The 23288-nt window shown below is 32.2% G+C and carries 29 protein-coding genes; 17 read left to right on the top strand and 12 right to left on the bottom strand.

Translation table 11 applies throughout. From position 1 onward, the window contains the following. Positions 1–48 precede the first annotated feature (48 nt). The 14 genes from EW093_RS04060 to EW093_RS04000 all read left to right on the top strand — a co-directional run bounded on the left by EW093_RS04060 (position 49) and on the right by EW093_RS04000 (position 11942). Positions 49–342, top strand: coding sequence for a sodium:proton antiporter (locus EW093_RS04060; protein WP_149567162.1), 294 nt, complete (start codon positions 49–51; stop codon positions 340–342). Then, a complete protein-coding gene (locus EW093_RS04055; RefSeq protein ID WP_149567161.1) occupies positions 342–1787 on the top strand; it encodes a complex I subunit 5 family protein in 1446 nt (481 codons plus the stop codon). The genes EW093_RS04060 and EW093_RS04055 overlap by 1 nt, the downstream gene beginning before the upstream one ends. Next, positions 1780–3579: a proton-conducting transporter transmembrane domain-containing protein gene (locus EW093_RS04050; RefSeq protein ID WP_149567160.1), complete on the top strand. Its 1800-nt coding sequence runs from the start codon at positions 1780–1782 to the stop codon at positions 3577–3579. The genes EW093_RS04055 and EW093_RS04050 overlap by 8 nt, the downstream gene beginning before the upstream one ends. Beyond that, positions 3576–4499, top strand: coding sequence for a respiratory chain complex I subunit 1 family protein (locus tag EW093_RS04045; protein ID WP_223111649.1), 924 nt, complete (start codon positions 3576–3578; stop codon positions 4497–4499). Before EW093_RS04050 ends, EW093_RS04045 begins: the two co-directional genes overlap by 4 nt. Then, complete coding sequence (locus tag EW093_RS04040) at positions 4499–5110, top strand: NADH-quinone oxidoreductase subunit B (RefSeq protein ID WP_187759822.1); 612 nt, start codon at positions 4499–4501, stop codon at positions 5108–5110. The genes EW093_RS04045 and EW093_RS04040 overlap by 1 nt, the downstream gene beginning before the upstream one ends. Beyond that, complete coding sequence (locus EW093_RS04035; RefSeq protein WP_149567159.1) at positions 5107–5706, top strand: NADH-quinone oxidoreductase subunit C; 600 nt, start codon at positions 5107–5109, stop codon at positions 5704–5706. The genes EW093_RS04040 and EW093_RS04035 overlap by 4 nt, the downstream gene beginning before the upstream one ends. Continuing rightward, positions 5684–6811, top strand: a complete 1128-nt coding sequence (locus EW093_RS04030) for an NADH-quinone oxidoreductase subunit D (RefSeq protein ID WP_223111648.1) — start codon at positions 5684–5686, stop codon at positions 6809–6811. The genes EW093_RS04035 and EW093_RS04030 overlap by 23 nt, the downstream gene beginning before the upstream one ends. A 2-nt stretch (positions 6812–6813) precedes the next feature. After that, a complete protein-coding gene (locus EW093_RS04025; protein WP_149567158.1) occupies positions 6814–7230 on the top strand; it encodes a 4Fe-4S dicluster domain-containing protein in 417 nt (138 codons plus the stop codon). Then, entirely contained in the window at positions 7223–7690 is a 468-nt protein-coding gene (locus EW093_RS04020) for a Na+/H+ antiporter subunit E (RefSeq protein ID WP_149567157.1), read from the top strand. The genes EW093_RS04025 and EW093_RS04020 overlap by 8 nt, the downstream gene beginning before the upstream one ends. A 77-nt stretch (positions 7691–7767) precedes the next feature. Continuing rightward, positions 7768–9522 (top strand): histidine kinase N-terminal 7TM domain-containing protein, encoded by a 1755-nt coding sequence (locus tag EW093_RS04015; RefSeq protein ID WP_149567156.1) that lies wholly within the window; start codon positions 7768–7770, stop codon positions 9520–9522. A 22-nt stretch (positions 9523–9544) separates the two neighbouring features. After that, the gene (locus EW093_RS17800; protein WP_281283475.1) at positions 9545–9733 is read left to right on the top strand and encodes an NAD(P)H-dependent oxidoreductase; all 189 of its coding nucleotides are present in this window, start codon (positions 9545–9547) and stop codon (positions 9731–9733) included. 8 nt (positions 9734–9741) lie between these two features. After that, positions 9742–10236 carry a flavodoxin family protein gene (locus EW093_RS04010; RefSeq protein WP_281283474.1) on the top strand — a complete coding sequence of 165 codons (495 nt, stop codon included), beginning with the start codon at positions 9742–9744 and terminating at the stop codon, positions 10234–10236. Positions 10237–10470: 234 nt separating this feature from the next. Next, the gene (locus EW093_RS04005) at positions 10471–10758 is read left to right on the top strand and encodes an RNA recognition motif domain-containing protein (protein WP_149567155.1); all 288 of its coding nucleotides are present in this window, start codon (positions 10471–10473) and stop codon (positions 10756–10758) included. 206 nt (positions 10759–10964) lie between these two features. Next, complete coding sequence (locus EW093_RS04000; RefSeq protein ID WP_149567154.1) at positions 10965–11942, top strand: helix-turn-helix domain-containing protein; 978 nt, start codon at positions 10965–10967, stop codon at positions 11940–11942. Positions 11943–12038: 96 nt separating this feature from the next. Here EW093_RS04000 and EW093_RS03995 read toward each other — a convergent pair whose 3' ends face one another. The 11 genes from EW093_RS03995 to EW093_RS03945 all read right to left on the bottom strand — a co-directional run bounded on the left by EW093_RS03995 (position 12039) and on the right by EW093_RS03945 (position 19830). Then, complete coding sequence (locus tag EW093_RS03995) at positions 12039–12809, bottom strand: 3'-5' exonuclease (protein WP_149567153.1); 771 nt, start codon at positions 12807–12809, stop codon at positions 12039–12041. Positions 12810–12858: 49 nt separating this feature from the next. Continuing rightward, a complete protein-coding gene (gene tsoY / locus EW093_RS03990; RefSeq protein WP_149567152.1) occupies positions 12859–13977 on the bottom strand; it encodes a selenoprotein TsoY in 1119 nt (372 codons plus the stop codon). Between the two features lie 121 nt (positions 13978–14098). After that, complete coding sequence (locus EW093_RS03985; RefSeq protein ID WP_149567151.1) at positions 14099–15439, bottom strand: bile acid:sodium symporter; 1341 nt, start codon at positions 15437–15439, stop codon at positions 14099–14101. A 92-nt stretch (positions 15440–15531) separates the two neighbouring features. Then, on the bottom strand, positions 15532–15813 hold the full coding sequence (locus EW093_RS03980; protein WP_149567150.1) for a DUF134 domain-containing protein: 282 nt from the start codon (positions 15811–15813) through the stop codon (positions 15532–15534). A 12-nt stretch (positions 15814–15825) separates the two neighbouring features. Beyond that, entirely contained in the window at positions 15826–16680 is an 855-nt protein-coding gene (locus tag EW093_RS03975; protein WP_149567149.1) for a nucleotide-binding protein, read from the bottom strand. After that, positions 16670–17506: a nucleotide-binding protein gene (locus EW093_RS03970; protein ID WP_149567148.1), complete on the bottom strand. Its 837-nt coding sequence runs from the start codon at positions 17504–17506 to the stop codon at positions 16670–16672. The genes EW093_RS03975 and EW093_RS03970 overlap by 11 nt, the downstream gene beginning before the upstream one ends. Before the next feature lies 1 nt (position 17507). After that, the gene (locus EW093_RS03965; protein ID WP_149567147.1) at positions 17508–17867 is read right to left on the bottom strand and encodes a NifB/NifX family molybdenum-iron cluster-binding protein; all 360 of its coding nucleotides are present in this window, start codon (positions 17865–17867) and stop codon (positions 17508–17510) included. Continuing rightward, on the bottom strand, positions 17864–18154 hold the full coding sequence (locus EW093_RS03960) for a hypothetical protein (RefSeq protein ID WP_149567146.1): 291 nt from the start codon (positions 18152–18154) through the stop codon (positions 17864–17866). Before EW093_RS03960 ends, EW093_RS03965 begins: the two co-directional genes overlap by 4 nt. An 11-nt stretch (positions 18155–18165) precedes the next feature. Beyond that, entirely contained in the window at positions 18166–18513 is a 348-nt protein-coding gene (locus EW093_RS03955; protein WP_187759821.1) for a NifB/NifX family molybdenum-iron cluster-binding protein, read from the bottom strand. Between the two features lie 86 nt (positions 18514–18599). Continuing rightward, positions 18600–18929: a NifB/NifX family molybdenum-iron cluster-binding protein gene (locus EW093_RS03950; RefSeq protein WP_149567144.1), complete on the bottom strand. Its 330-nt coding sequence runs from the start codon at positions 18927–18929 to the stop codon at positions 18600–18602. A gap of 64 nt (positions 18930–18993) precedes the next feature. Continuing rightward, complete coding sequence (locus EW093_RS03945; RefSeq protein WP_149567143.1) at positions 18994–19830, bottom strand: MBL fold metallo-hydrolase; 837 nt, start codon at positions 19828–19830, stop codon at positions 18994–18996. Between the two features lie 83 nt (positions 19831–19913). Here EW093_RS03945 and EW093_RS03940 point away from each other — a divergent pair, with 83 nt between their 5' ends. From EW093_RS03940 to EW093_RS03930, 3 genes are all read left to right on the top strand, one after another. Then, positions 19914–20402, top strand: a complete 489-nt coding sequence (locus EW093_RS03940) for a ferritin-like domain-containing protein (RefSeq protein ID WP_187759820.1) — start codon at positions 19914–19916, stop codon at positions 20400–20402. Positions 20403–20470: 68 nt separating this feature from the next. Further along, the gene (cobO, locus tag EW093_RS03935; RefSeq protein ID WP_223111647.1) at positions 20471–21064 is read left to right on the top strand and encodes a cob(I)yrinic acid a,c-diamide adenosyltransferase; all 594 of its coding nucleotides are present in this window, start codon (positions 20471–20473) and stop codon (positions 21062–21064) included. Then, positions 21064–21753, top strand: coding sequence for a DUF554 domain-containing protein (locus EW093_RS03930; RefSeq protein WP_149567141.1), 690 nt, complete (start codon positions 21064–21066; stop codon positions 21751–21753). The genes cobO and EW093_RS03930 overlap by 1 nt, the downstream gene beginning before the upstream one ends. On the opposite strand, the gene EW093_RS03925 is transcribed toward EW093_RS03930, so the two are convergent. After that, complete coding sequence (locus EW093_RS03925) at positions 21746–23269, bottom strand: flagellar assembly protein A (RefSeq protein ID WP_149567140.1); 1524 nt, start codon at positions 23267–23269, stop codon at positions 21746–21748. The two genes, EW093_RS03930 and EW093_RS03925, sit on opposite strands and share 8 nt — an antisense overlap. Positions 23270–23288: the final 19 nt, after the last annotated feature.

Genomic DNA, 23288 nt, shown 5'->3' with positions numbered 1-23288 from the left:
TTCAACAGTTATGCCAGCATTCTCAATAGCTCTGCTACTTATTGGTTTATGGGGAGCTGTAACTCAAAAAACTTAATTAAGATATTTATATCCCTAAGTATTGCAGAGACAGGGGTTAACCTCCTATTTCTAGCTATGGCAGACTTTGCTGGTAAAAAAGCCCCAATTATTTCAGATCCATCTGTTGTAACTGGTTTTGCAGATCCATTACCCCATGCACTTATTTTAACTTCAATTGTAATTGGTACTGCAGTAACAGCACTTGGGTTAACTGTTACAGCTAGGTATTTTGGATTTAAGGGAACTCTAGATATATCTTTAATGAAGGAGCTTAAAAACTAATGTATCCTATATTATTTATAGTCATTCCACTATTAGCTGGATTTTTAGCATCAGGTTTACGGGGTATTAAAATATTTAGAATGGGTTGGTTACCAACAACAATTCTACTTCTTACTGGGATTTTATCAGGTATTATGTTACCTCTTGTTATAGATAACCCAATTAATCAAATTATAGTAATTGCTCCTCCTCTAGGTATAAATCTATTTGCTGGTACCTTACCTATTTCCATTATTCTTATTACATCAATTTTTGGAGTAGTAATACTTAGTAGTCCAAAAATGAGACACTATTTTTCAGATGGTTCGTCCTCTACAGTTCTTGTATTGCTTCATATTGCTGGAATCAATGGACTACTTTTAAGTGGTGATCTATTTAATATCTTTGTTTTTTTAGAGATAGTATCACTTTCAGCCTACGCTATAACTACACTTCATAATGATTCAAAGGCGTTTGAAGCTACACTTAAATATATTTTAGCAGGTTCATTTGCATCTATATTTTTATTAGTAGGTATTTCTGTTGTATATTATCATACAGGAACATTAAACCTGGCCCAGTTATCAATAGTATCACCTTCAATACCGTTTACTGCAAAAGCTATTATTACAGTGACTTTGTTAGGGGCTTTTTTATTGGAGGCGGAAATGTTTCCTTTAAATACATGGGTTCCAGATGTTTATGAGGGTAGTGGCGCTGCAGTTTCTGGTATGTTTTCAACAATTACACTAAATGCAACCCTCTATATTCTATTTAGAGTTATTACAGTTTTTGGGATTGATGAGACTTTAACTACATTTTTACTTGTTATAGGTCTAATTTCAATGATAGCCGGGGAGTTAGGTGCACTAAGACAGAGTAACTTAGTTAGAATGTTTGCCTACTCTTCTATGGCCCAGGGTGGTCTTTTGTTAGTAGGTTATTTAAGTAAAGCAAATGGTGGGATGGTTTTATATCTTTTTAACCATGCCGCTGTAAAAGCTGGTCTGTTTTTAATTTTGTCCTTAGCTATGAACAAGGGTTCAATTGAAGATTTAAGAGGACTAGGTAGAAAAAATCCTATTATAGGCTTTTCCTTTGTAGTTTTAACACTATCACTTTTAGGGTTACCTCCATTTGCAGGGTTTGTTGGTAAATTTCTAATCTTAAAATCCCTAATGGCTGGATATGGAGTTATACCTGTTCTTTTGGTTCTACTCTCTGCCCTAATAGAAGCTTGGTATCTATTAAAACTTATATCCGTTCTTTTTAATAAAGATGTCTCTACTAGGGATATTTCTATTTTTAAAACAATACCATTATTAATCCCTGTTATCTTTGTTATTGTTTCTGGTGTAATCCCCCAGACTATCTATAAAATCTCAACAAAGGCTGAGAATGATTTGTATAATAAAAGTTTTTATCAGTCCATTGTTTTAACACAGGGAGGTAGTTCTAATGAATAATTTTGTACTACTTATGCCACTTTTCCTATTGGGAACTGGTCTTGTTACAATTTTTACTAATAGGAGTATATCTAAATTTTTACTATTAATAGTCTCTATATTTTTACCAATAATTTTTATATTAAACTTCTCTATTTCTGGTAATATCTCCTATAACTGGCTAGGTAATAGTTTAATTAACCTGTCCCTTAGTCTCTCTATTACAAAACTACTATTTTTTGCCATGGTTTGGTTCTCTCTATTTGTCTACTCTATTGCAAATCTTTGTACTAAAAATAGGGAAGAGTCATGGGTTTTATTTGCAGCTGGTGGCTTAGGTCTATCTATATTTGCAGGTGATTTAATAACATTTTTTATAGGGTGGGAGATTATGTCCTGGGCATCCTATCTACCTATATTAAGTAGGTCTAAAAATGTAAAGGTTGCAAGGAAGTACTTAGTTTTTGGTTTAACAGGAGCAATGTTTTTATTAACTGGGATTCTATTAATTGGTGTTAGTTCCGGGTTTAATATTCAAGATATCCTATTTACTAAGGAAGTTTATATAGCCCTGCCATTTCTTCTTATTGGTTTTTTATTAAAGTCTGGTATTATGCCTCTACATAGATGGATCCCATCTGTATATAATGAGTCCAGCGACCTATTTACAGGTTTTTTATCTGGAGCTTTAAGTAAGGCTGGTGTTTATGGTTTAGTTCTGCTTTATATAATCTACCCCCATAAATCCCTTAATTTTTTACCAATTATTGGATGGTTAGGGGCCATAACAGCACTATTTGCTACTTTTAGAGCTATAAAAGAGCCGGTTATTAAAAGATTGTTAGCTTGGTCATCAATTGCACAACTAGGTTATATTTTTGCTGCAATTGGTTTAGGCACAGCAGAAGGGATCTCCTCTGGGATCTATCACGCTGTAATTCATACAATTATTAAAGTTCTACTATTTACCACAGTAGCTGGAATTATCCATAGAACTGGAAAAACTAGGTTTGATCAACTAGGTGGATTAATAAACAAGATGCCCTTTAGTTTTATTGCTGTATTAATTGGAATTATTTCCCTAGCTGGAATGCCTCCATTAGGTGGTTTTGCTTCCAAATGGGCTATCTATTCTGCTCTGTTATCTTCTGGTAAAATTCTAGAGTTAATAATTATAATAGCAGCTTCTACTGCAGCTTTTATATATAACTATAAACTTATTTACGGTATCTTTTTAGGTCATCCTACAGAGTGTGACCCTAATGATATTAAGGAGACTCCTTTAGGTTATAGATTAGCAGTAATATTACCACTAATTTTATTAATAATAACAGGAATGTATCCATCACTTATTTACAAAATAATTAACCCTATACTTGGGGAGATTGGATTTGGTAGCATAAATCAGGATAATCCCCAGGTTCTAAGTTCACTATTAGGTTCATATAATGGGTTTGTTGTAATGCTTACTTTTGGTATAACTTTCGTGGTAATTCTATTTTTATTCTCCCTAGTAAAGGGAAAGAGTAGGGACGTAAATCGGTTAGATATCGCCTATGCTGGGGAAACCCCAGAGGATAGTTACCCACTACATTATGGTCACGGAATGGGACAGGAGATAGACCGAATACCTTTTATTGGTTTCTGGTTAAGTAAGACTACCAAGGGTTTTTATCGATATATTCACTCTTTAATGGATCAACTCTCATCCTTAATTAGACTTTTTTATACAGGGAATATTGCAACACTCTTCTATGTCCTTTTTATAGGTTCAGCGGTTTTATGGATTTTTGTATCAGGAGGTAAAATGTGAGTAGTCCAATAATCTTAATTTTAAATGTTCTATTAGCCCCTATAGTAGCTTTTATTATAGCTGGGTTTTATTACGGTTTTTATAGAAGGTTCACAGCACGAATCCATAGAAGATGGGGACCTCCTATATACCAGAATTTTGCTGATAATATTAAGTTGTACTCCAAGGTCGAAGCTGCCTCCCATGGTTTAATGTTCCACCTTGGACCTGTAATAATGGCTGCAGGTTCTGTTACCTCCCTACTATTTATACCATTTTTTAATAATAGTGTGTGGTTTAGTGGTGTTTCTGAGTATGGAAATTTAATTTTAATAACCTATTTAATGGTAGTTGGTCCCCTTGGTAATGCCCTTTCTGTTGGGGCTGGGGGGAATCCATTTGGTGTAATGGGCGTTGTTCGAGGACTAACTAGGTTAATTGGTCTTGAAATTGGTATGTATATAGCTATAGGGCTTTTAATGGCAGTTTCAGGGACTACATCTTTAACTAAGATTATCTCTTTTCAGGTTGAGAGTGGAACTTGGAATATGGTGGAACATCCCCTAATATTTATTATCTCGCTTTTCTCCTTTGTAGGTTTTATGGGAGCATCCCCATTTGATGTTGTTGGTGCTCCAACAGAGGTCTATTCAGGACCTGTTGCGGAGTTTGGTTCTAAATATCTAGGTATTCTAATGTCCCAAAGATTGATGTTCTCCTTTGCGAAACTTCTATTATGGGTAAATCTCTTCCTTGGTGGGGCTTCAAATATATTAGAGTTGTTAGGTAAAACATTTGCCCTCTTCCTATTTGAAATATCCATTGGTTCAGTTTTTCCTAGATTTAAGGTAGAACAAGCAGTTGATTTTTTATGGAAAATTCCAGCCCTCCTAGGTCTTTTAGCAGGTGTCTTAATGTTTTTTAATGGTGGTGTAGTTTAATGGATGAAATAAAAAAAGATATTCCCTTAGAGGAATTAAAAAATATAAAGGGAGAACAACAGATAGTTGATTGGGTTGTAAACTGGTTTAGAAAACAGTCCCTATGGGTTCTAGCCTACGGTACAGGTTGTGGAGCAATAGAGGTTCCTCCTACTATGACTGCTAGATACGATGCTGAAAGGTTAGGAATTAGAGGAGCTGCAACACCAAGACAGGCTGATGTTCTAATTATATCCGGTTATCTCTCATATAAAACACTAAAAAGGGTAATTAGAACCTATGAGCAGATGCAAAGCCCTAAATATGTTATTGGTCTTGGATCATGTGTAATGAATGGTGGAATGTACTGGGACTCTTACAATACTGCTAAGCAGTTAGATAAATACCTCCCGTTTGATATCTATGTAGCTGGTTGTATGCCAAGGCCTGAAGCTTTAATTGATGGTTTTGTAGCTCTCCAAAAGCAGATATCCCAGGGTAAATCCGATGGTGCTGATAGATATAAACAAAATATCGATTGGTATAAGGCTAATCAGAGAGAGATCTTTGGAGACAAAATGCTACCGTCATATACCTGTGATTGGTACTATAGTGATGGAGGTTTGGTTTGAGTCTAATAATTGATAATTTAAGAAGTTTTTTCCCTAATATGGATTTTACTAGGGATAGTACTGGTTTAATAAAGTGTGAGGTTACAGTTAATGAACTTATGACTATAGTATTAAGACTTCATAACGAACTATCCTTTGAATCCCTACAAACTATCTCCTGTACGGATTGGATTGAGGAGAATACTCTACACTTAAACTATATTTTATATAGCTACACCCATAATGAAACAGTTTTTGTAGCTGTTAAAATCCCAAGGGAGTTAGCAGATGATGGTTCAAAAAGAACTGTGGTTTTTATCCCTAGTTTAGAAAAAATATGGCCCCAGGCTAACCATTTTGAAAGGGAGTTATGGGAGATGTTTGGTATATCTGTAACTGGGCACTCTAATCTAAAAGAGTTCTTTTTAGAGGATTGGCAAAACCTACCCCCTATGAGGCGAGACTTTGATACTCTGGATTTTGTAAATCAAAAGTTTGATTTTAGACCAGGTCGGGAAGACAATAAAGATGTTACAGCTGAGAGAAAGAGGGTTCGAGGAGTTAAAGCAGCCTTAAAAGCCAAGGAAGAGAGCAATGGAGAGAGGGAAAATGGGTAAAGATAATAAACTTGTAAAAATATTTCATGGACCTCAGCATCCTGGAATAACAGGAAATATGAGTGTTGAAATAGATTTAGATGGAGAGACTATTGTAAATTCAGAGACCCATGTTGGTTACCTACATAGGGGGTTTGAAAAATTAGTAGAGAGAAGAACTATACCCCAAGCCTTTACTATTGTATGTAGAATATGTGTTCCAGAACCTGACCCAAACGAAGAGAACTTTGCTAGGGGTATTGAGAATCTAGCAAATATAGAAGTTCCAGTTAAAGCTAAGTGGATAAGAACCATGGTTTTAGAGATGCAGCGTTTAACTGCACAATTTTTATGGATAGCTGGACAGGGTGGTTCTCTAGGTCTATATATTAATCCCCAGTGGGCTGTTGCAGACAGGGACCTTATGTTAGACCTATATGAAGAGTTAACTGGTGCAAGGGTATACCATATGTATATCTACCCAGGTGGTGTAAGAAATGATCTTCCAGTTGGATTTTTAGATAAGTTATCTAGATTATTAGACTATTATGAATCTAGACTCCCAGAGTACGATAGAATCTTTTTTAATAACGCTGTTTTTAAAAAGAGAGCTGTTGGTATTGGGATTGTTAAACCTGAAACAGCTATAAAACACGGTGTTGTTGGGCCAGTATTAAGGGCTGCTGGTTTTAAACATGATGTTAGAAAGTATGCCCCATATGAGATGTATAGTCAGGTAGAGTTTGATATTCCTACCCAAAGAGATAGTGATGTTTATGCTAGAGCCCTTGTTCGTAGAGAAGAGATGGTTCAAAGTATTAGAATTTTACGCCAGGTTATAAATAAAATGCCTAAAGATGGTCCTGTTAATGTTAAGTTAAAGGGGCATAGACAGTTTTTAATTCCTAGGGGAGAGACTTGGGTTAGAACAGAATCCTCTAGGGGAGAGTTCTCCTATTTTATGGCTTCTGATGGTACAGAAAAGTTAAGAAGAATGCAGGTAAAAGGTCCATCAATGGTTCATGCCATGTCCCTTCTTCCTGAAGTATTAAAAGGAGCTCAACTAGCAGATGTAGCAATGATTATGAACTCCCTTGGAACTTGTCCACCGGAGATAGAGAGGTAATTATGAAATGGAAACCAGATTTTAAAGGTATATTAGAGCCATTTTCCGCTTTAAAATATCTTTTTCAAAAGCCGGCTACGTTAATGTATCCGTATAGTAAAAGGGAGACCCCAGAATCATATAGAGGATTTCATACAAATTTACAGGCTAAGTGTATAGGGTGTGGTCTATGTCAGGATATCTGTATGAATGAAGCAATTGACATGATAACACCAGAAATTGTTAAAAATCCAAAAAACGGTTCGGAGCTTATACCTAGGATAGATTATGGTAGATGCTGTTGGTGTTCCCTTTGTATAGATGTATGTCCTACAAAATCCTTAAAACTAGGTACAGACTACTCTATGGTATCAGATAGTGCGGACGATTTTATATTTAATATCCCTGACCCAGAGGATAAGGAGAAAGATAATGAATAGAGTTATAATAAGAGCCGTTATAATGTTCCTTTTTTGGATTTTATTAACAGCCTCCCTTAGTTTACAAGAGTTAGTCGTTGGTCTAATAGTATCGATAATTACATCTTGGGCTTCTATAAAAATATCCCCAGAAGACCCAGGAGAGGGGTTAACATTAAAAAATTGGCTACTCTATGCACCTATTTTATTAATAGAAATAGTTAAAGCTAATATATATATGGCAAAAGTTGTTTTATCTCCTAAAATGAATATAAACCCTGGTTTTGTTAAAATACCTACAAAATTGACCAGTGCAAGAAAAAAATGGTTTTTAGCCGAGGCTATTACATTAACTCCAGGTACTGTTACTGTGGATATAATTGATAACTATTTAATTGTACATTGGATAAATGTTGAAAGTGATAATGAAGATGAGCAGGGGAGAATAATTAAAGAGAGTTTCGAAAAAGCTCTTAGTTAAAAAGGCGGGAGATTCCCGCTTTTAATTAAAGTATTATTATTATGTTTATATTCATAAACATAGTATAATATTTATTTATGGATTATGTACTGTATCAGTTTTTAGCACCTCTAGTCGCTGGATTTAATATTTTGTCTATATTAATTTCATTTCGATATTTAAAAGAGAGAATTTCCAAAATAGTTCTTATGTTTCAATTGGCAGCTCTTATACTTCTTATTTTAGAGTATATGGAGTTTTACCTTAACAATGAGTATCAGATGGTTTTTGTCATTAAACTAGGACATGTAGTAATGCAGTTTTATGCTGTATTATGGTTTATTTTTTGTCTCAATTACACAGGGTATGAGAAAATTATAAATAAAAGATTTATTACAATAATATTTGCATTTATCCTCTTTAATACTTTTGTAGTATTTACAAATGATTTACATCATCAATTCTATCACAATGTCTCTTTTTTATATAAGGGTGGTTACTCAACAATAATGGCTGAATACGGGTTCTATTTCTGGATAATATGCTCTTTTAACTATATCTTTATTATCACAGGTGTAATATTTATTATAGTCTCCTATATTAGAGGTGGCTCATATTATAGATCCCAAGCTCAATTTATTATTATAGGTTATATTGTTTCCCTCTTAGTTAATATCATATATATCTTTAGGCTTCTTCCTGACTTCACAAAGGATTTTTCAGCCGTTACTTTTGCTATTATAAGTCTATGTACTTTTATTGGAACCTATAGGTTTCGTATTTTACATTATTCCCCACTATCTAGGAACCTTGTATTACAGAATATGGATGATGCTATAATTACATTGGATCTAGACTATAGAATAATTGATTACAATATAAAGGCAACAAGACTTTTCAACTTATCAGAGAGGGACCTGGGACAGAGGGTTGAGAGAGGATTTCTTGGTACTATAACTGGTAATGTTAGTACTTTTTTCCTTAATAAAGATTATGTTAGTTTTATTAAAAAGATAATGGATAAAAGTTATAATCTCAATATAAGGAGATTATATGATAAACAAAGTGATTCGAAGGGGATAGTTCTAACTTTTTCAGATATTTCTGATAAAATAAAATTAATCGATGAACTAGACTGTAGTAGTAAGAAAATTGACAATATGCAATCTTTCTTAGTTAGAAGTGAAAAAATGGCAGCTTTAGGTCAACTTTCAGCTGAAATCTCCCACGAGATAAATAATCCTTTAACTTATATAAAGAGTAATTGTCATATTCTTCAGCGGTATCTGGATGAAGATACATTTAATAACAATATTGAAGATATAAAAGAGCTTGTAAAAGATACAAATTTTGGTATCCAACGTATAAGTGAAGTAATAAAAAATATGCTTAGCTACACAAGAGAAGATAGAGAAGATAGTGAAATTCTATATGACATAAATAAGGGAGTAGAGAGTACATTAATTCTTGCTCGAAGTGTTATCCGAAATAGGGCAGAACTTAAACTTGACCTTGGGTGTAATATCCCTAAAATTAAAATCCTAGGAAACAAAGTCGATCAGGTTGTTTTAAATTTACTTGTTAATAGTGCCCATGCAATAGAAGAGCATAGAACAGACGGTATTATTAAAGTAAGCACTTATGTTAATGATTGTAACATTATTTGTGACATTTATGATAATGGAATACCTATAAATATCGAAGACAGAGAGCTTCTTTTTGAACCATTCTACACTTCAACAAGTACTAATAATGGAACAGGTTTAGGCTTGACTCTTTCTAGAAAGATTATTGAGTCGGAATTTCATGGTAGGTTATATATTGTTGACTCAATAGAAAAATATTTCGTATAGAGATTCCAATAAAAAAGTAGGTGTGGAAAATTATGATATTAAAGAACAAATTAGTATAAATAGTAAGTGGAGAGATATAATGAGAGTAGTAGCAATAAATGGAAGTCCTAAAAGTAATGGTAATACTTTTCACGCTTTAAGGGTAGTTGCAGATGAGCTAGAGAAGGAGAATATAGAAGTTGAAATTATCCATATAGGCAATAAAAAATAAGTGGTTGTATGGCCTGTGGAAAGTGTTCAAAAACTCTTGATGAAAAGTGCTCAATAATAAGTGATCCAGTAAATAATGTGATCCAAAAAATGAAATTTGCAGATGGAATAATCTTAGGATCTCCTGTTCACTATTCAGCAATTGGGGGGACAATGAAATCATTTTTGGATAGAGTATTTCTAGTAACAGGGGTAAATAAATCCATGTTAGCCCACAAGGTTGGTGCATCAGTTGTTGCCGTAAGGCGTTCTGGAGGATTACCAACTTTTGATCAGTTGAATAACTACCTTAACTATTCGCAAATGATATTACCAACTTCAAATTACTGGAATGTTATACATGGTGCTTCACCTGGAGAAGTTCTAGAAGATGAAGAGGGTATACAGATCCTTAGAGTTTTAGGAAAAAATATGGCATGGCTTTTAAAAATAATTGATTTTGGAAAAGAGAAAAATCCAAAACCTTTAATTGAGAGAAAGGTATATACAAATTTTATTCGATAATTTATTTTTTATACAAAATAGCCTAAGTGAAATTGTTAATTTAGGCTAACCTCTTGCAATTTAAAGTTAATTAAACTAATATGCCTATAAGTTTATTAAATTTTTGTATTTTGTTATCCCTGTCTTATTTGTCTTTTATTATTTTTCAATTCTAAAACTACAGCATATTCAGTTAGAGAATCCTATAAATTTCTTAACAATCATTTGGTCCATTTAATTGGATAAGGAGTAGTTATGTCTACAAAACTATATATTGAAAATATTAATTACAATATTTCATATTTCGAATTAGGAAGCTTGTTTAGCAAGTACGGAGATATCATGCATATTGATATTATTAACGATATAAAATCTATGAAATCTAAGGGTTCAGCATTTATTGAAATGGCTGATAAAAAGTGTGCAGAAAAAGCTATGAGTGCTTTAGATAAGGTAATTTGGATGCAAAGAAAAATTAGCGTAAAGTTTGCACAAAAAGAAGAAAGGTCTAACTTAAGTAATCGGCTCTATTTCCCAATTTAAATAATCAAATTTAGAACTACCTGAAGATGTTAAGCTACTGTAAGGTGCCATCTTCTAGAAATCCTAAAGAATTTAATTTAAAATGAATATTATTAATAAATTTAACAAAATGCAACCACTGGTTTACTAATTTCCAACTTAGATTGCTAGTGTGCTACTTAGATCCATACTATATTTCTACTATAAAATTGAAAAAGGAAGTACAAATGATACTAGCTCAAAAAATTACAAAACTTAGAAAACAACTTGGGTTATCTCAAGAAGAACTTGCAGAAAAATTAGAAATATCGAGACAATCAGTTTCAAAATGGGAAAGTACAACGAGTATACCCGACTTGAATAAAATAATACGATTATCTGAATTATTTGGAGTAACTACTGATTTTTTATTAAAGGATGATATGGAACTTATAGATTATACAGGGGAAGACAAAGAGTCTGGTGTATTAAGTATTTCCATCGAAGATACAACTAACTATATTAAAACAAAAGTTTGGCTGGCTAAAAATATATCCATCGGTGTATTAATATCTATTTTATCAATAGTTCCATTTCTATTTTTATCAGCATTATCAGAAGCCGAAAAAGGGTATTTATCAGAAGAATTAGCCGAGGGTATTGGTTTGACATCCCTATTTGTTTTTATAACAATTGCTGTTATCTTTTTTTTACGAAAGAGTCCACAATCACTATTTATAGATGAACTTGAAAAAAGTAATTTTGATTTAAGTTATGGAGTTAGAGGTATTATTGTAGAAAAGTTACAAAGGTTTCAAGGTATATATACTAAGACTTTATCTTTATGTACTGCTATGTTTATTATTAGTGTAGTTCCATTATTTGTTTCTAGTTTATATACAGAGTCTGACATGATCCTATTTCTTATGTTAATACTTATGTTAGTTATAGTCGGAGTATCTCTATTTATTTTGATACCTAAAGTAACAGAGAATAATTGTTATAATTTTCTATTGGGAGAAGGGGACTTTAGTAAAGATAGAAAACTGGAGATTGAGAGGGATGAAAAGTTCGCCGGTTTCTATTGGCCTTTAGTTACAGCTGGTTATATAGGTTGGAGCTTATGGACAATGGAATGGGGGATTACATGGATTATTTGGCCAATTGCTGGAATTGCATTTGTAGGTTTTACAGGATTAATCCGGTTGTTAGAAACAAAAAAATAACTCTCAAAATTATGTAATAATTAAGAGTAGAGTATAGTCCCGTAGAAAAGGCTGTACTTCTACTTATCAATAATAATTCATCCTTGATGAGGTTTTTTAGCTTATTATTGTTGGGAAATTATTGTATAGATAACTAAAAATATCATAGGGTGCTGTTGCATCTTCGGAGGCATATTTTATCTGATTTTCATTTAAAATCCTATTTTCCCAGTTTGACATAGCAATCTTTTTAGACTTTTGCATTTGCTTTAAAAGAATAAGTGCAACACTATTTTTTACTCCTATTTGATTTTTATGAAGTAGATTTCTTTTCATAAAAGGAGATAGGTCAAATATGTTTTTTGGTTCAATATTAAGTTGATTTTTAAACTCTTTATTATCATTTTTAAGATCAAATCCAACTTTAATTATTTTCTCATTAGTTATAATTTTAATAATTGGTTTAATATCATGTAAATATTTAGTCTGGAATAGGTAACAGAAGTCCTTTGTTGCTATCTGAATTAGTGCAAAGTTTTTTTGTTTCTCACCCCTTTTAAATGTCGGTCTCTGTTCTGTATCAAAACCTATAAAGTCCTCTTTTAAGATATTGGAAATAGCATCTTTTATTTTATAATCTCTATTTATAATAACTATTTCTCTAGTACCTGTATTATATTTTTCTAATTTATTCTGATCAAAGGAGGGATCATTAAATCTATCAATTATAGATATAAAATTCAGACTATCCTTACTAAAACCTTTAAAAAGTAAACTTAATTTCTTCTCTAACTTTTTAGATTCCCTTGGGGTTATTTGTTTTTTTATAAGGTTTAACCTTTTTAAATCAATTATTGAATTCAAATTATCCATAAATAATATAACCATAAAATAAGTATATTTAAAAGGTACTTCAATTAAGAAGTACCTCTATCTCTTATTTTGCGTATTTAATCTGCTTCCTAGCTAATATAATAAAGAATGTTATAGCTGTTAGGGCACTTATAATAATTACTACATATAGAAGTAGATTTGGTACAAAATTTCGCCACATCATAGTACCTAGTGTTCCATATGCTACAAATGGACATACTAAACCCCATTGGGATACATAATACTCTTTTAGTTTAAAATCATCTTTTAAGTAATTCTTTAAAAGAGCTAATCCAAATAGTAGGTACCAAGTTTCAAAGGCGAAAGAACCAGCTATAATTATTATACCTAAAGCGTGAAGATCTACATGAAAAAAGTTGTGGAAGTAGTGGGTTAATCTAAATCCTGCTATAGATAAAATTGTTACTATAGGTAAAACAATTAAATAGCTAGGCATAAACTGTTTAGCTGGTAATCCTTTTGCAGCAAAGTGACTTTTAAAAATAGAGTTTAGTTTTACTGCTAAAAGGAAAAGTGCCATTGAACCCATTGTAAATGTGATAAATGCGCCAATGTGAGCATAAGTTTCAGTTTTAGACATAGCTGCTATCCCTGATGCTGTAACTGCAATCATTCCAAGTGCAAAGGGTTGAATTAACCATCCAAAGTTAATTTTACTAACATCAAAACTATTAACAAAGGATATCTTTAATAGCTTTATTTCCCAATATAGGGCGACAGAAGCTAATATTATTAGCGCAATAAGTGCTGGTAACATCATACCTTGAAAATTCTTTGAAAAGAATGGAATAAAGAACCTTATGGGTCCAATAAAAACATTCATTGTCATTGCTAATGATAAAAAGGGAGTCATTAAAGCAGCATTACTTAGTGGATCTTGAGTAAAAGTCTTAAACTCATCGGTTTTTGACCAATAATTTAACTCTTTTAGATTTTTAAAAGTTAAAAAAAAGTGAATTAGTGTAAAAATTATCATTACAGTTTCAAAAAAATAAAATAGTCCTAATTGGGCAAAATTTAAACTTCCATGATCTATTGCGTTGAATGTAACTAAACCTGGTTTAGTGTGATAGGTATACTGGAAAAAGGCAAATGGGATTATTGCAATTCCTCCTGCTCCTAGAGATGATAAAAAGCTTAATGGTGAAAATTTCTTATTCATATTAACTCCTGAATATATTGTTTTCTGTATATAATAACTATAAAAGAGCTTTTGTCAATGAAAAAATAAAAAAAAAGGACTTTGCATTTATATTATAGCAAAGCCCCACTTTGGAAATACTTTATTTATTTATAGTTGATTTTATGATATCACTTGCGGTAAGAACCCCTATTATGTTCTCTTTAACATCAGTTACAAGAACTTTAAACTCTTGATTCTCATCCATCGTTTTTATTATTTTTTCTATAGGTATATGAAGACCAGTGGTAATTACAGGCTCTAAAGTGCAATCTGATATTACTGTATCTTTAGGTGTTTTATTTGCAAGTAACTTAATAATTACTTTTTGAGTTAATATCCCAATAGGTTTCTCCAAATCATCAATAACTACTATAGAGTGTATATCTTCAGTTGCTAACATTTTTAAAGCATCATTTACCGTATTTCTACTATGAAGCGTATATATGCCATAGTGCATAATATTTGAGGATTCTGTAACACCCGCTGGGCCATAAACTTTATCAGTGAATTTAACAGCCCATGCTGATAACTGAATTTGAATTATATATCCAAGGGCTACTACTAGGGCAATATCGGCACCTTCCTTCCCAAAGGCAGTCATAGCAATAGCTAGAGCAATTGATAGATTTCTTAAAACTGTTCCATAAAGAAGGGCAATAGCATCGTCTCGTTTAAAGAACATCTTCCCTATAATAGTACTAATTAAAAAATTGATGATATATAGAAGTAGTAGGGGAATAAAAATTATTAGAAGGGCTGATGGATTACCCATAATACTTTTAGCTTTAAGTGCCATGGCAACAAACACAATACCAATTACTCCTAAAGTAGAGAATGGAGGGAAATTTTTCTTTAACTTCTCTTGATAATGGGCCATTCCAAACCTAGATATTAATATTTTTTGTGTAATATTTCCAAGAATTAATGGAAGCACTACAATCTCAGCAACCTGTATGAATATTCCTATTATATCTATTTCTACAGATGCTCCCATTAGAAATTTTATATAGACAGGTGTGAGTAGAGAACCTATTAAAAGGCCTAATACAGTCATTTTAACAGCTGCAGCCATATTACCCTTTGCCATACCAGTCCATGAAATTGTCATTCCTGAAGTAGGTAATAACCCTGTTAGAAGTAGTCCAAGAGCTAAAAATTTACTGTTTGGAAAAAATAAAATACCTAAGCCATATGCAATAAATGGTGTTACTGCAAAGTTTATAAATTGTGCCGTAAGCTGAACCTTTGAATCACCCCCTTCTAGCACTTTTTTTAATGGCAGTGTTACCATCATAGGGTAGACCATTAAAAATGTTAAAGGAATAATCCCTCCCTTTAAAAATGAAACATCCTTTTGTATGCCAAATAAAAAACCTAATAACATGACTATAGGTATAACTATAACTAACTTTTTTTGTAATAATGATATAAAATTTATCATAACATATCTCCTTGTATATATATTTGAATTTGCATATAGATTGATAAAAAAATCCCTAATATCAGTATAGGTATTAATTTATATCTTAGTGGTTAATGGTTACCTTTAATAATGAGCTCATTAGAATCTAAAATAGCTTCAACAATTTTTTTTCTACCTGATAGTAAGAGCCTTTGAACTGTTCCCCTTGAAACACCTAATGCTTCACCAGCCTCAATTTGATTGAGACCATCATAGTCACATAGTCTTAATGCCTCGAATTCATCAAGGTCAAGGATTATTTTATTAAGTTCGGATCTAGGAATACCAGAAGGTTTGAAATTTCTATCCCCATCTAGTATCCTACAGTTTCGATTTTTTCTTCTTCTTGGCATAATCCCTCTTATCTAATTATAAATTATTTCCTTTATTTTGTTAACCATATCATGGTTATTTATATTAGGGATTTCTAGTTTGTTCACACTTCTTAAAATTTCCTTGTTTAGTGATACTTTACCTAAAATTGATATACTATTCCTTTCGCAATAATCTTCAATCTCTTTAGTATATCTATCAGATAATCCAAACTTATTAATAATAACTGCACATTTAACTCTAAGTTTATTTGCAGTATCGTTAACTCTAACAAGATCATGAAACCCTGAAACTGTTGGTTCTGTTACAATAATAGCCAGGCTTGATCCAGTAATTGCAGAAATTACATTACAAGCGATACCTGGAGGTCCATCTATAATAATTATCTCATTATTATTATTCTCAGCTGTTAATTTTGCGCGTTTTCTAACTTCTGAAACAAGTCTTCCTGATACCTCTTCTCCGGGAGTTAGTCTTGCATGTATCATACTACCATAATCTGTTGTGGATTTATAAATAACACCTGTTTTATAAGGCTTTATCTCTATAGCATTTGGCTTACAAACTAGGGTACATGTTTTACACCCTTCACAGTGAGACTCTTTAATTATTGGAGTTTTATCACCAGCTTCAATAGCATTAAAATTACAAAAACTTATACATTTTCCACAATTTAAACACTTATCACTATTTATAACAGCTTTTGTTGTTGCTATAAAGTCCTCTGTTGTTAATATTTGTGGTTTTAATAATATATCAAGATCTGGTGCATCTACATCACAATCTGCAATTACTAAATTTTCAAACCTAGGGATGAATGAGGAGGTCATAGTTGTTTTTCCTGTACCACCCTTTCCAGATATGAATACAATCTCTTTAATACTCATCTTTTATAATCCTCCATAGGTTTGTAAATATCTCTTTTACCTCAGGAAACTCATTTACTAAAACTTTTCCCTCTGCATAGCTTTGTGCATAACTGTTATTAAATGGAAGTCTTCCCAATATAGGTAATTTTTTTTCTTTGCAATATTCAATAAGTTTTTCTTCGTTCTCTCCAGACTTGTTAATAAAAACAGCAGTTTCTATGTTCAGATTTTCTAACATCTCAACAACCATCTTCATATCACTTAAAGCAAAGGGAGTTGGTTCTGTTACTATTAATCCTAAGTCAGCACCTTGGACTGTCTCTACAGCAGCACATGCAGAACCTGGGGGTGCATCGATAATTCTATCATCTGTAGTTAGACCTTCTTTTAAGACTTGTTGGATTATCTTGGTACTAGAGAACTCTCCTGTATTTAAAATTCCATCAATAAAATTTTGGTTTTTATCAGTTTTCCCCTTTCTTATACTTCCAATACTTCTTGACTTAAATTCAATTGCATCCACAGGGCAAACTAACTTACAACCACCACAATCATGACATAATTCTGGCATAACAATATTTGCTCTTTTAGTATTTAAGATTGCATGGAATTGACAGAAAGATCCACATTTTCCACAGTGTATACATAAATCTTCTGAAATTTCTGGATAATAAACACCAACGTCATCTATAGTATCAAATGGCTTAGTACAAAATAGATGACTATTGGGTTCTTCTACATCACAATCTAATAATGATGTATTATTACCAGATACAGCTTCAAGATTTATAGATACAGTTGTTTTACCTGTCCCACCTTTACCACTTAAAACAACTATGTTCATCCTAAACCCTTTTTAAACCTTTTTTTTCTGAATCTACTAATTCTAATTTCCCAGCCTTAATATTTTTTAACGCCTGAGTTACTGTTATAGAGTCTCCTAGGGAAAAAACATTAATATTCAGTAGTTTTATTGCATCCATTGCTTTAGGTCCAATATGGGGTGATATTATTGTATCCACATCTTCATCAGCTAATAATTTAACTGATTGACCACCTGCACCAGATGCCTGATCCTTTGCACTATTTTCTAAAAAAGTAATTTGCTCTTTATCGTCTATAATACAAAAGTAATTGCAACGTCCAAATCGCTCATCAATCAGTGGATCAGCACCTTTCTCTTTTACAGGGATTCCAATAATCATGCATTCTCCTCAGTTCTGCCCATTCTTAGGCCTTGACCCATTCCTCGGCCCATTCCTCGACCCATTCCTCGACCCATTCTTAGGCCTTGACCCATTCTTAGGCCTTGACCCATTCCTCGACGTCCACGGTTTTTCATCCCATTACCCTGTTGCAAACCAAACTCAACGGTTTTACCCTCTGTATTGGTTTCAAAATATCTACCTGCTTTGTTTTGTCCTGTACAAAAACCTAATCCCCTACCTGTTTTACTTCCTTTATTTTCTGGTCCTTTTCTATTTCCGTTCATGTTAATTCTCCTTAGTGGTGATCATGGTCATGTTCACAGGCTGTACCTGTTGACTCTAATTCACCTTTAATAAATTCCTGTAGATTTTCATCTACAGATCCTTGAGCGCCTAAAATAACATCAATGTTATTCTCTTTAAAAATGTTAATAGCCATTTGACCCATTCCACCGCATATAATTGCATTTGTTTTGTTGTCCGCTAGAAATTTAGGTATAACTCCTGGTGCGTGGGCTGGAGGAGTTACATAACTAGTATTAGTAACTTTCCCATCTTCAATGTCAAAAAGTACAAATTCTTTACAATGTCCAAAGTGACCCTCTACTGTTTTTCTATCGTTTGTTGGTATTCCAATTCTCATATTATCCTCCTTAAGTTCTGTGTATATGCACATTATGTACCTGTAGAGTGTTGTTGTCAATAGTGTGCATATGCAATTTACAAGAATTAAATCATTTTTACTAATTTATTTAACTTTAAAAAGGAAAGGGCCTTATCCGCTGTCTCTAAATTCCCTGCATCATATACTGTTATGGAACTGTTTTTTAAATAACTTTTTGTGGTAGAACCGATATTACTAGAGATTATAATTTTAATATTATTCTCTAGTAATAACTTGACTGCTATGATACCAGCCTCTGCTGGACTATTTTTACACTTATTTTCTAAAAAAGTAATTTGACCATTATCATCTACCACTGCAAAGTAGTTACATCTACCAAAACAGATGGAAATATTACTTTTTATTTTTTTTGAAACTACTGGAATTGCTATCATAAGTTAAAGTTTGTAGCTAAACCTACAATAAGTCAATAATAATATATATTAAAAAACGAATATATTAATCTATATTTACATCTAAAATAATATCTAAACCTGCATAAACATCTATAACCCTACAGTTAAGATCTTTATTAAGTTTTTCCACAATATGATCCCCTGTGCAATGTCCTGGTGCAATCATTGTTAGGTTTAAAGAGTTCAGATATTTTGTAGTTTCAATAACTCTTTTATCTAAGGCTTTTGAAAGGTGAAGACCTCCAACTATTCCATAAACTCTATCTATTCCGCTATATTTTTTTATATATTCAACTGTATTTATTATCCCTGAGTGGCAACAACCTGTAATAATTAATAAACCTTTCTTGGTATTTAACCATATAGCTTGATCATCTAAAATCAGATCTCTCTTCTCTCCAATTGTGTCAAAGAAAAAAGGTCCACCTGTATCTTCATTAGATAATCTAGGAATACTCCCTGTGATAAAAATATTATTTGATATCTTGGTTATATCTTCTGTCAAAAAAGAGTGGCAATTTTTAAGTGATTTCTTATTTACCTCATTTACACCAATAAACTTGACCATTGGATCTCGGTCTTTATGGATAGAGTATCTCTCTACTAAAAGCTGGGGGTGATGATAAATTTTTATTCTGTTATTATTATTTAATATATAGTTAATATTACCACAGTGATCAAAGTGACCATGGGAAAGTACAAGACTATCTATATTTGATATATCTATAGATAATATATTAATATTATGAATAAATGCTTCCCCACTTCCAGTATCCAATAGGGTTGAACTTGTTTCTGTTTCAATTAAAACTGAGAATCCATGTTCATTGGTAAACCCTTCTAAAGCATTATTATTTGAAATTACTCTAATTTTTACCATATTATACTCCTAAATAAATATACTTTATTTATATCTTGTTTACAATTATAAGTATAATTAAGTTAGATTAAATGGAGGAAGTTATGAAAAAGATTATAGGTTTAATTTTATTATCACTTGGTGGTTTTACTAGTTTTATTTTTGGAGAAAATTTTGGTGCAGATGGTGCACTTAATGAGTCTAATTACACTTTAGAAGAGATGTTAGAGTATGCTATAGAGGATGAATATTTAGCATTAAATGAGTATGAAGCACTTATTGAGAAGTTTGGACCAATAAAACCTTTTACTAATATCATCGAATCTGAAAAAACTCATATTGCCTACCTAAAGGAGTTATACTCATCTTACAATATTGAAATTCCAAAAGTTGATACAACAAGTCATTTATATATACCTAAAAATGTAGAGGAAGCAGCTAAAATAGGAGTTGATGCAGAGGTAAAAAATATTGCAATGTATAATAAATTCTTAAAGGAAGACCTTCCCTTAGATGTAAGAAATGTTTTCGAATTCCTAAAAAAAGCATCCGAAAATCATTTAAAAGCTTTTAGGAGACAGTTAGAAAGATAGTATTACTTCTTGCCTTTTTATCTATTAAATATGATTATTAACTTAAAATAATTGTTAAGGATAGCTATGTGGATTCCTATAAAGATAAAATGAAAGAGTTAAAAGAGACACAGAGTAATAAGGTTAAAAATGCCTCTATTGATAGGGGTATAATTATAGTAAATACAGGTGATGGAAAGGGTAAAAGTTCATCCGCCTTTGGTACAGTATTTCGTGCCGTTGGACAGGGGTTAAATGTTGCAGTAATTCAATTTATTAAAGGTTCCTGGACAACAGGAGAGATGAATATATTTAAAAAATTCGAATCTATTACCCATATTGTCTCAGGAGCTGGATTCACATGGGATACCCAGGATAAAGAGAAGGATATTTTAGCTGCTCTTAAGGGCTGGGAAGTTGCAAAGGAGATATGCCGGGATAAAGATAATAAGTTTCAACTGCTAGTTCTTGATGAGATAAACTTAGCCTTAGCATATAAGTTTTTAGATATAAAAGAGGTTGTAGAGGTATTAGCTAATAAACCTGACTCACTAAATATAATCTTAACTGGTAGAAATGCTCCTAGTGAAGTAATAGAAATTGCAGATACAGTAACTGAGATGGTAATGATAAAGCATGCATTTGAATCTGGTATTAAGGCACAAAAAGGAATAGAATTTTAATGTTAGGAACATATGTAAATACTCTTGTTATAATTCTAGGATCTATTTTGGGTCTATTAATTAAAAATGGTTTAAAAGAGAAGTATAAAACTATTGTAATGAATGGTGTTGGGTTATCTGTCCTATTTATTGGAATGTCAACAACACTTAATGGAATTTTAAATGGTGGAGAACCTATACTCTTTATAATTTCAATTGTTATCGGCGGTTTAATTGGTGAGTTTATCGATATTGATCTTAGACTAAACAGATTGGGAGACTCTCTTCAAAATAGAGTAGGAAGAGGGGGCGAACACAATATTGCTAAGGGCTTTGTTACAGCTAGTCTGATTTTTTGTGTAGGAACAATGGCTATTCTTGGATCCCTAGAGAGTGGACTACAGGGTAAACACGATATGTTATATGCAAAATCTGTATTAGATGGGGTTACATCAATTATTTTGACATCCACACTTGGTATAGGGGTAATTTTCTCATCTATTGCTGTTTTAATATATCAGGGGAGTATTACACTTCTTGCAAAGTTTATTGAGCCTGTTTTAACAGTGGAGACAATTAGGGAGATATCTATAATAGGTGGAATTTTAATTTTTAGCCTAGGACTAAATTTATTAAACATAAAAAAAATTAAAACTGCTAATTATCTACCGGCAATATTAATACCCCCAATATACTATCTTTTTATTTAGTAAAACCTGTCCAGTCAATTCTACCGTGGTCTTTATTAAGAAAAAGAGTAACATTTTTTAGTGGCTCTTTTATATCTATAGATATATGACATATGTTTATTCTTGATCCAGGGTATATTGTTCCAGTGACAGTTAATGAACTTCTATCATTTTTATCAAGGGATTTTAGTAAAGATCTAGAGTGGTTATTAAGACTGTTAAGTCTGTTTTTTAAGGATAAAAAGAGATATTTTCCCTTATCTCTCTCCTCTCTAGTCTCCATAATATTAATCTCTTGTTGTAGTTCTTCCATCTCATTTGTAATTATAGTAGATACTTCCTGAATCTCTTTTAGTTTTTCCATTACAATATAGTCTATCCCTAAATAAATTTCTGTATGTACCCCTAACTCATTACCAACATTATGGCATGTTATTCCATTTAGACTATATACAATTGAACCTAATATTGTTCCATTTTTATCCATAGTTATTTTACCATTTGTTAAGATATGGGATGTCATAATACTATTCCTAACAAAAAGGTTCCCAATTGATTTTAACCTAACATTCTCAATATGTTTTGTATTTAAATTACCCTTAACATCAATTAGTGAAGTTTTTGACCCAAAAATCCCTTCATTAACAACTAGGTTGCTATTACAAGAAATATTGGTAGGTTCCACAGCTCCTTTTATTAAAAGATCCCCACCAGAAGTCACAGAAAATCCACTTCTAATAGAACCTCCAATTTCAACATCCCCGGTAAAAACTATATCACCTGTATGATAATCTATATCACTTTGTATAAGAAGACATGGGGCTACCATAAGTCTATTATCTACAATTTTAAATGTTCCATCTATTTTTGAAAATAGTTTGTTATCTTCTATATAGATATTTTGATCAGCTACATAGTTATTAATGATCATTTTAGGGAAGGGGATATCGGATCCATCAAGTTTTTTACCAACTACTCCAGGTGTAGAGGGAATTATTTTACCAATAAATTCACCTTTTTTTACAAACACTAGGGAATTAATTTTATGATAATCAGCCCTACCATGGCTGGTAATCAGTGGCATATATGTAGATAACAATTTCTCTTCTAATATTATATGCTCAGGAATATAGGCTTCTACTTTTATACCCCTAGCAATAATTTCAGGTGGGACTATTTCATCATCATCTATAACCCTTGAATATATATCATGAATAAGAGCCCAGTCTACACGGCTCTCAAAGAAATCCCCAAGCTCATTTATTAACTCTTTTACTTTACCAATAGTTATTTCGTTACTTGAATTAATAGGCTTTAGAATCTCTAAAGTTGCAGTCATCTTCATAGGTTCCATAACTATATTTATAGCCCCAGGAAAGACCTTTTGTTCCTGCTCTGGAATATCATCTCCAGAGGTTATTTCATCTAACATGTCAGTAGTTTCATTTATTAAATCATTTATATACTTATCTTCTAGTATACTATTTACCCTTGAGATTGTTTTATCTTTTATATGATGATACTTATCTTTATCCACAACTACATTATATACAATT

The sequence above is a fragment of the Thiospirochaeta perfilievii genome (assembly GCF_008329945.1).
Classification (GTDB): domain Bacteria; phylum Spirochaetota; class Spirochaetia; order DSM-2461; family DSM-2461; genus Thiospirochaeta; species Thiospirochaeta perfilievii.
Note: the sequence above shows the minus strand (reverse complement) of the source record. Positions and strands in the feature narration are given on the sequence as shown.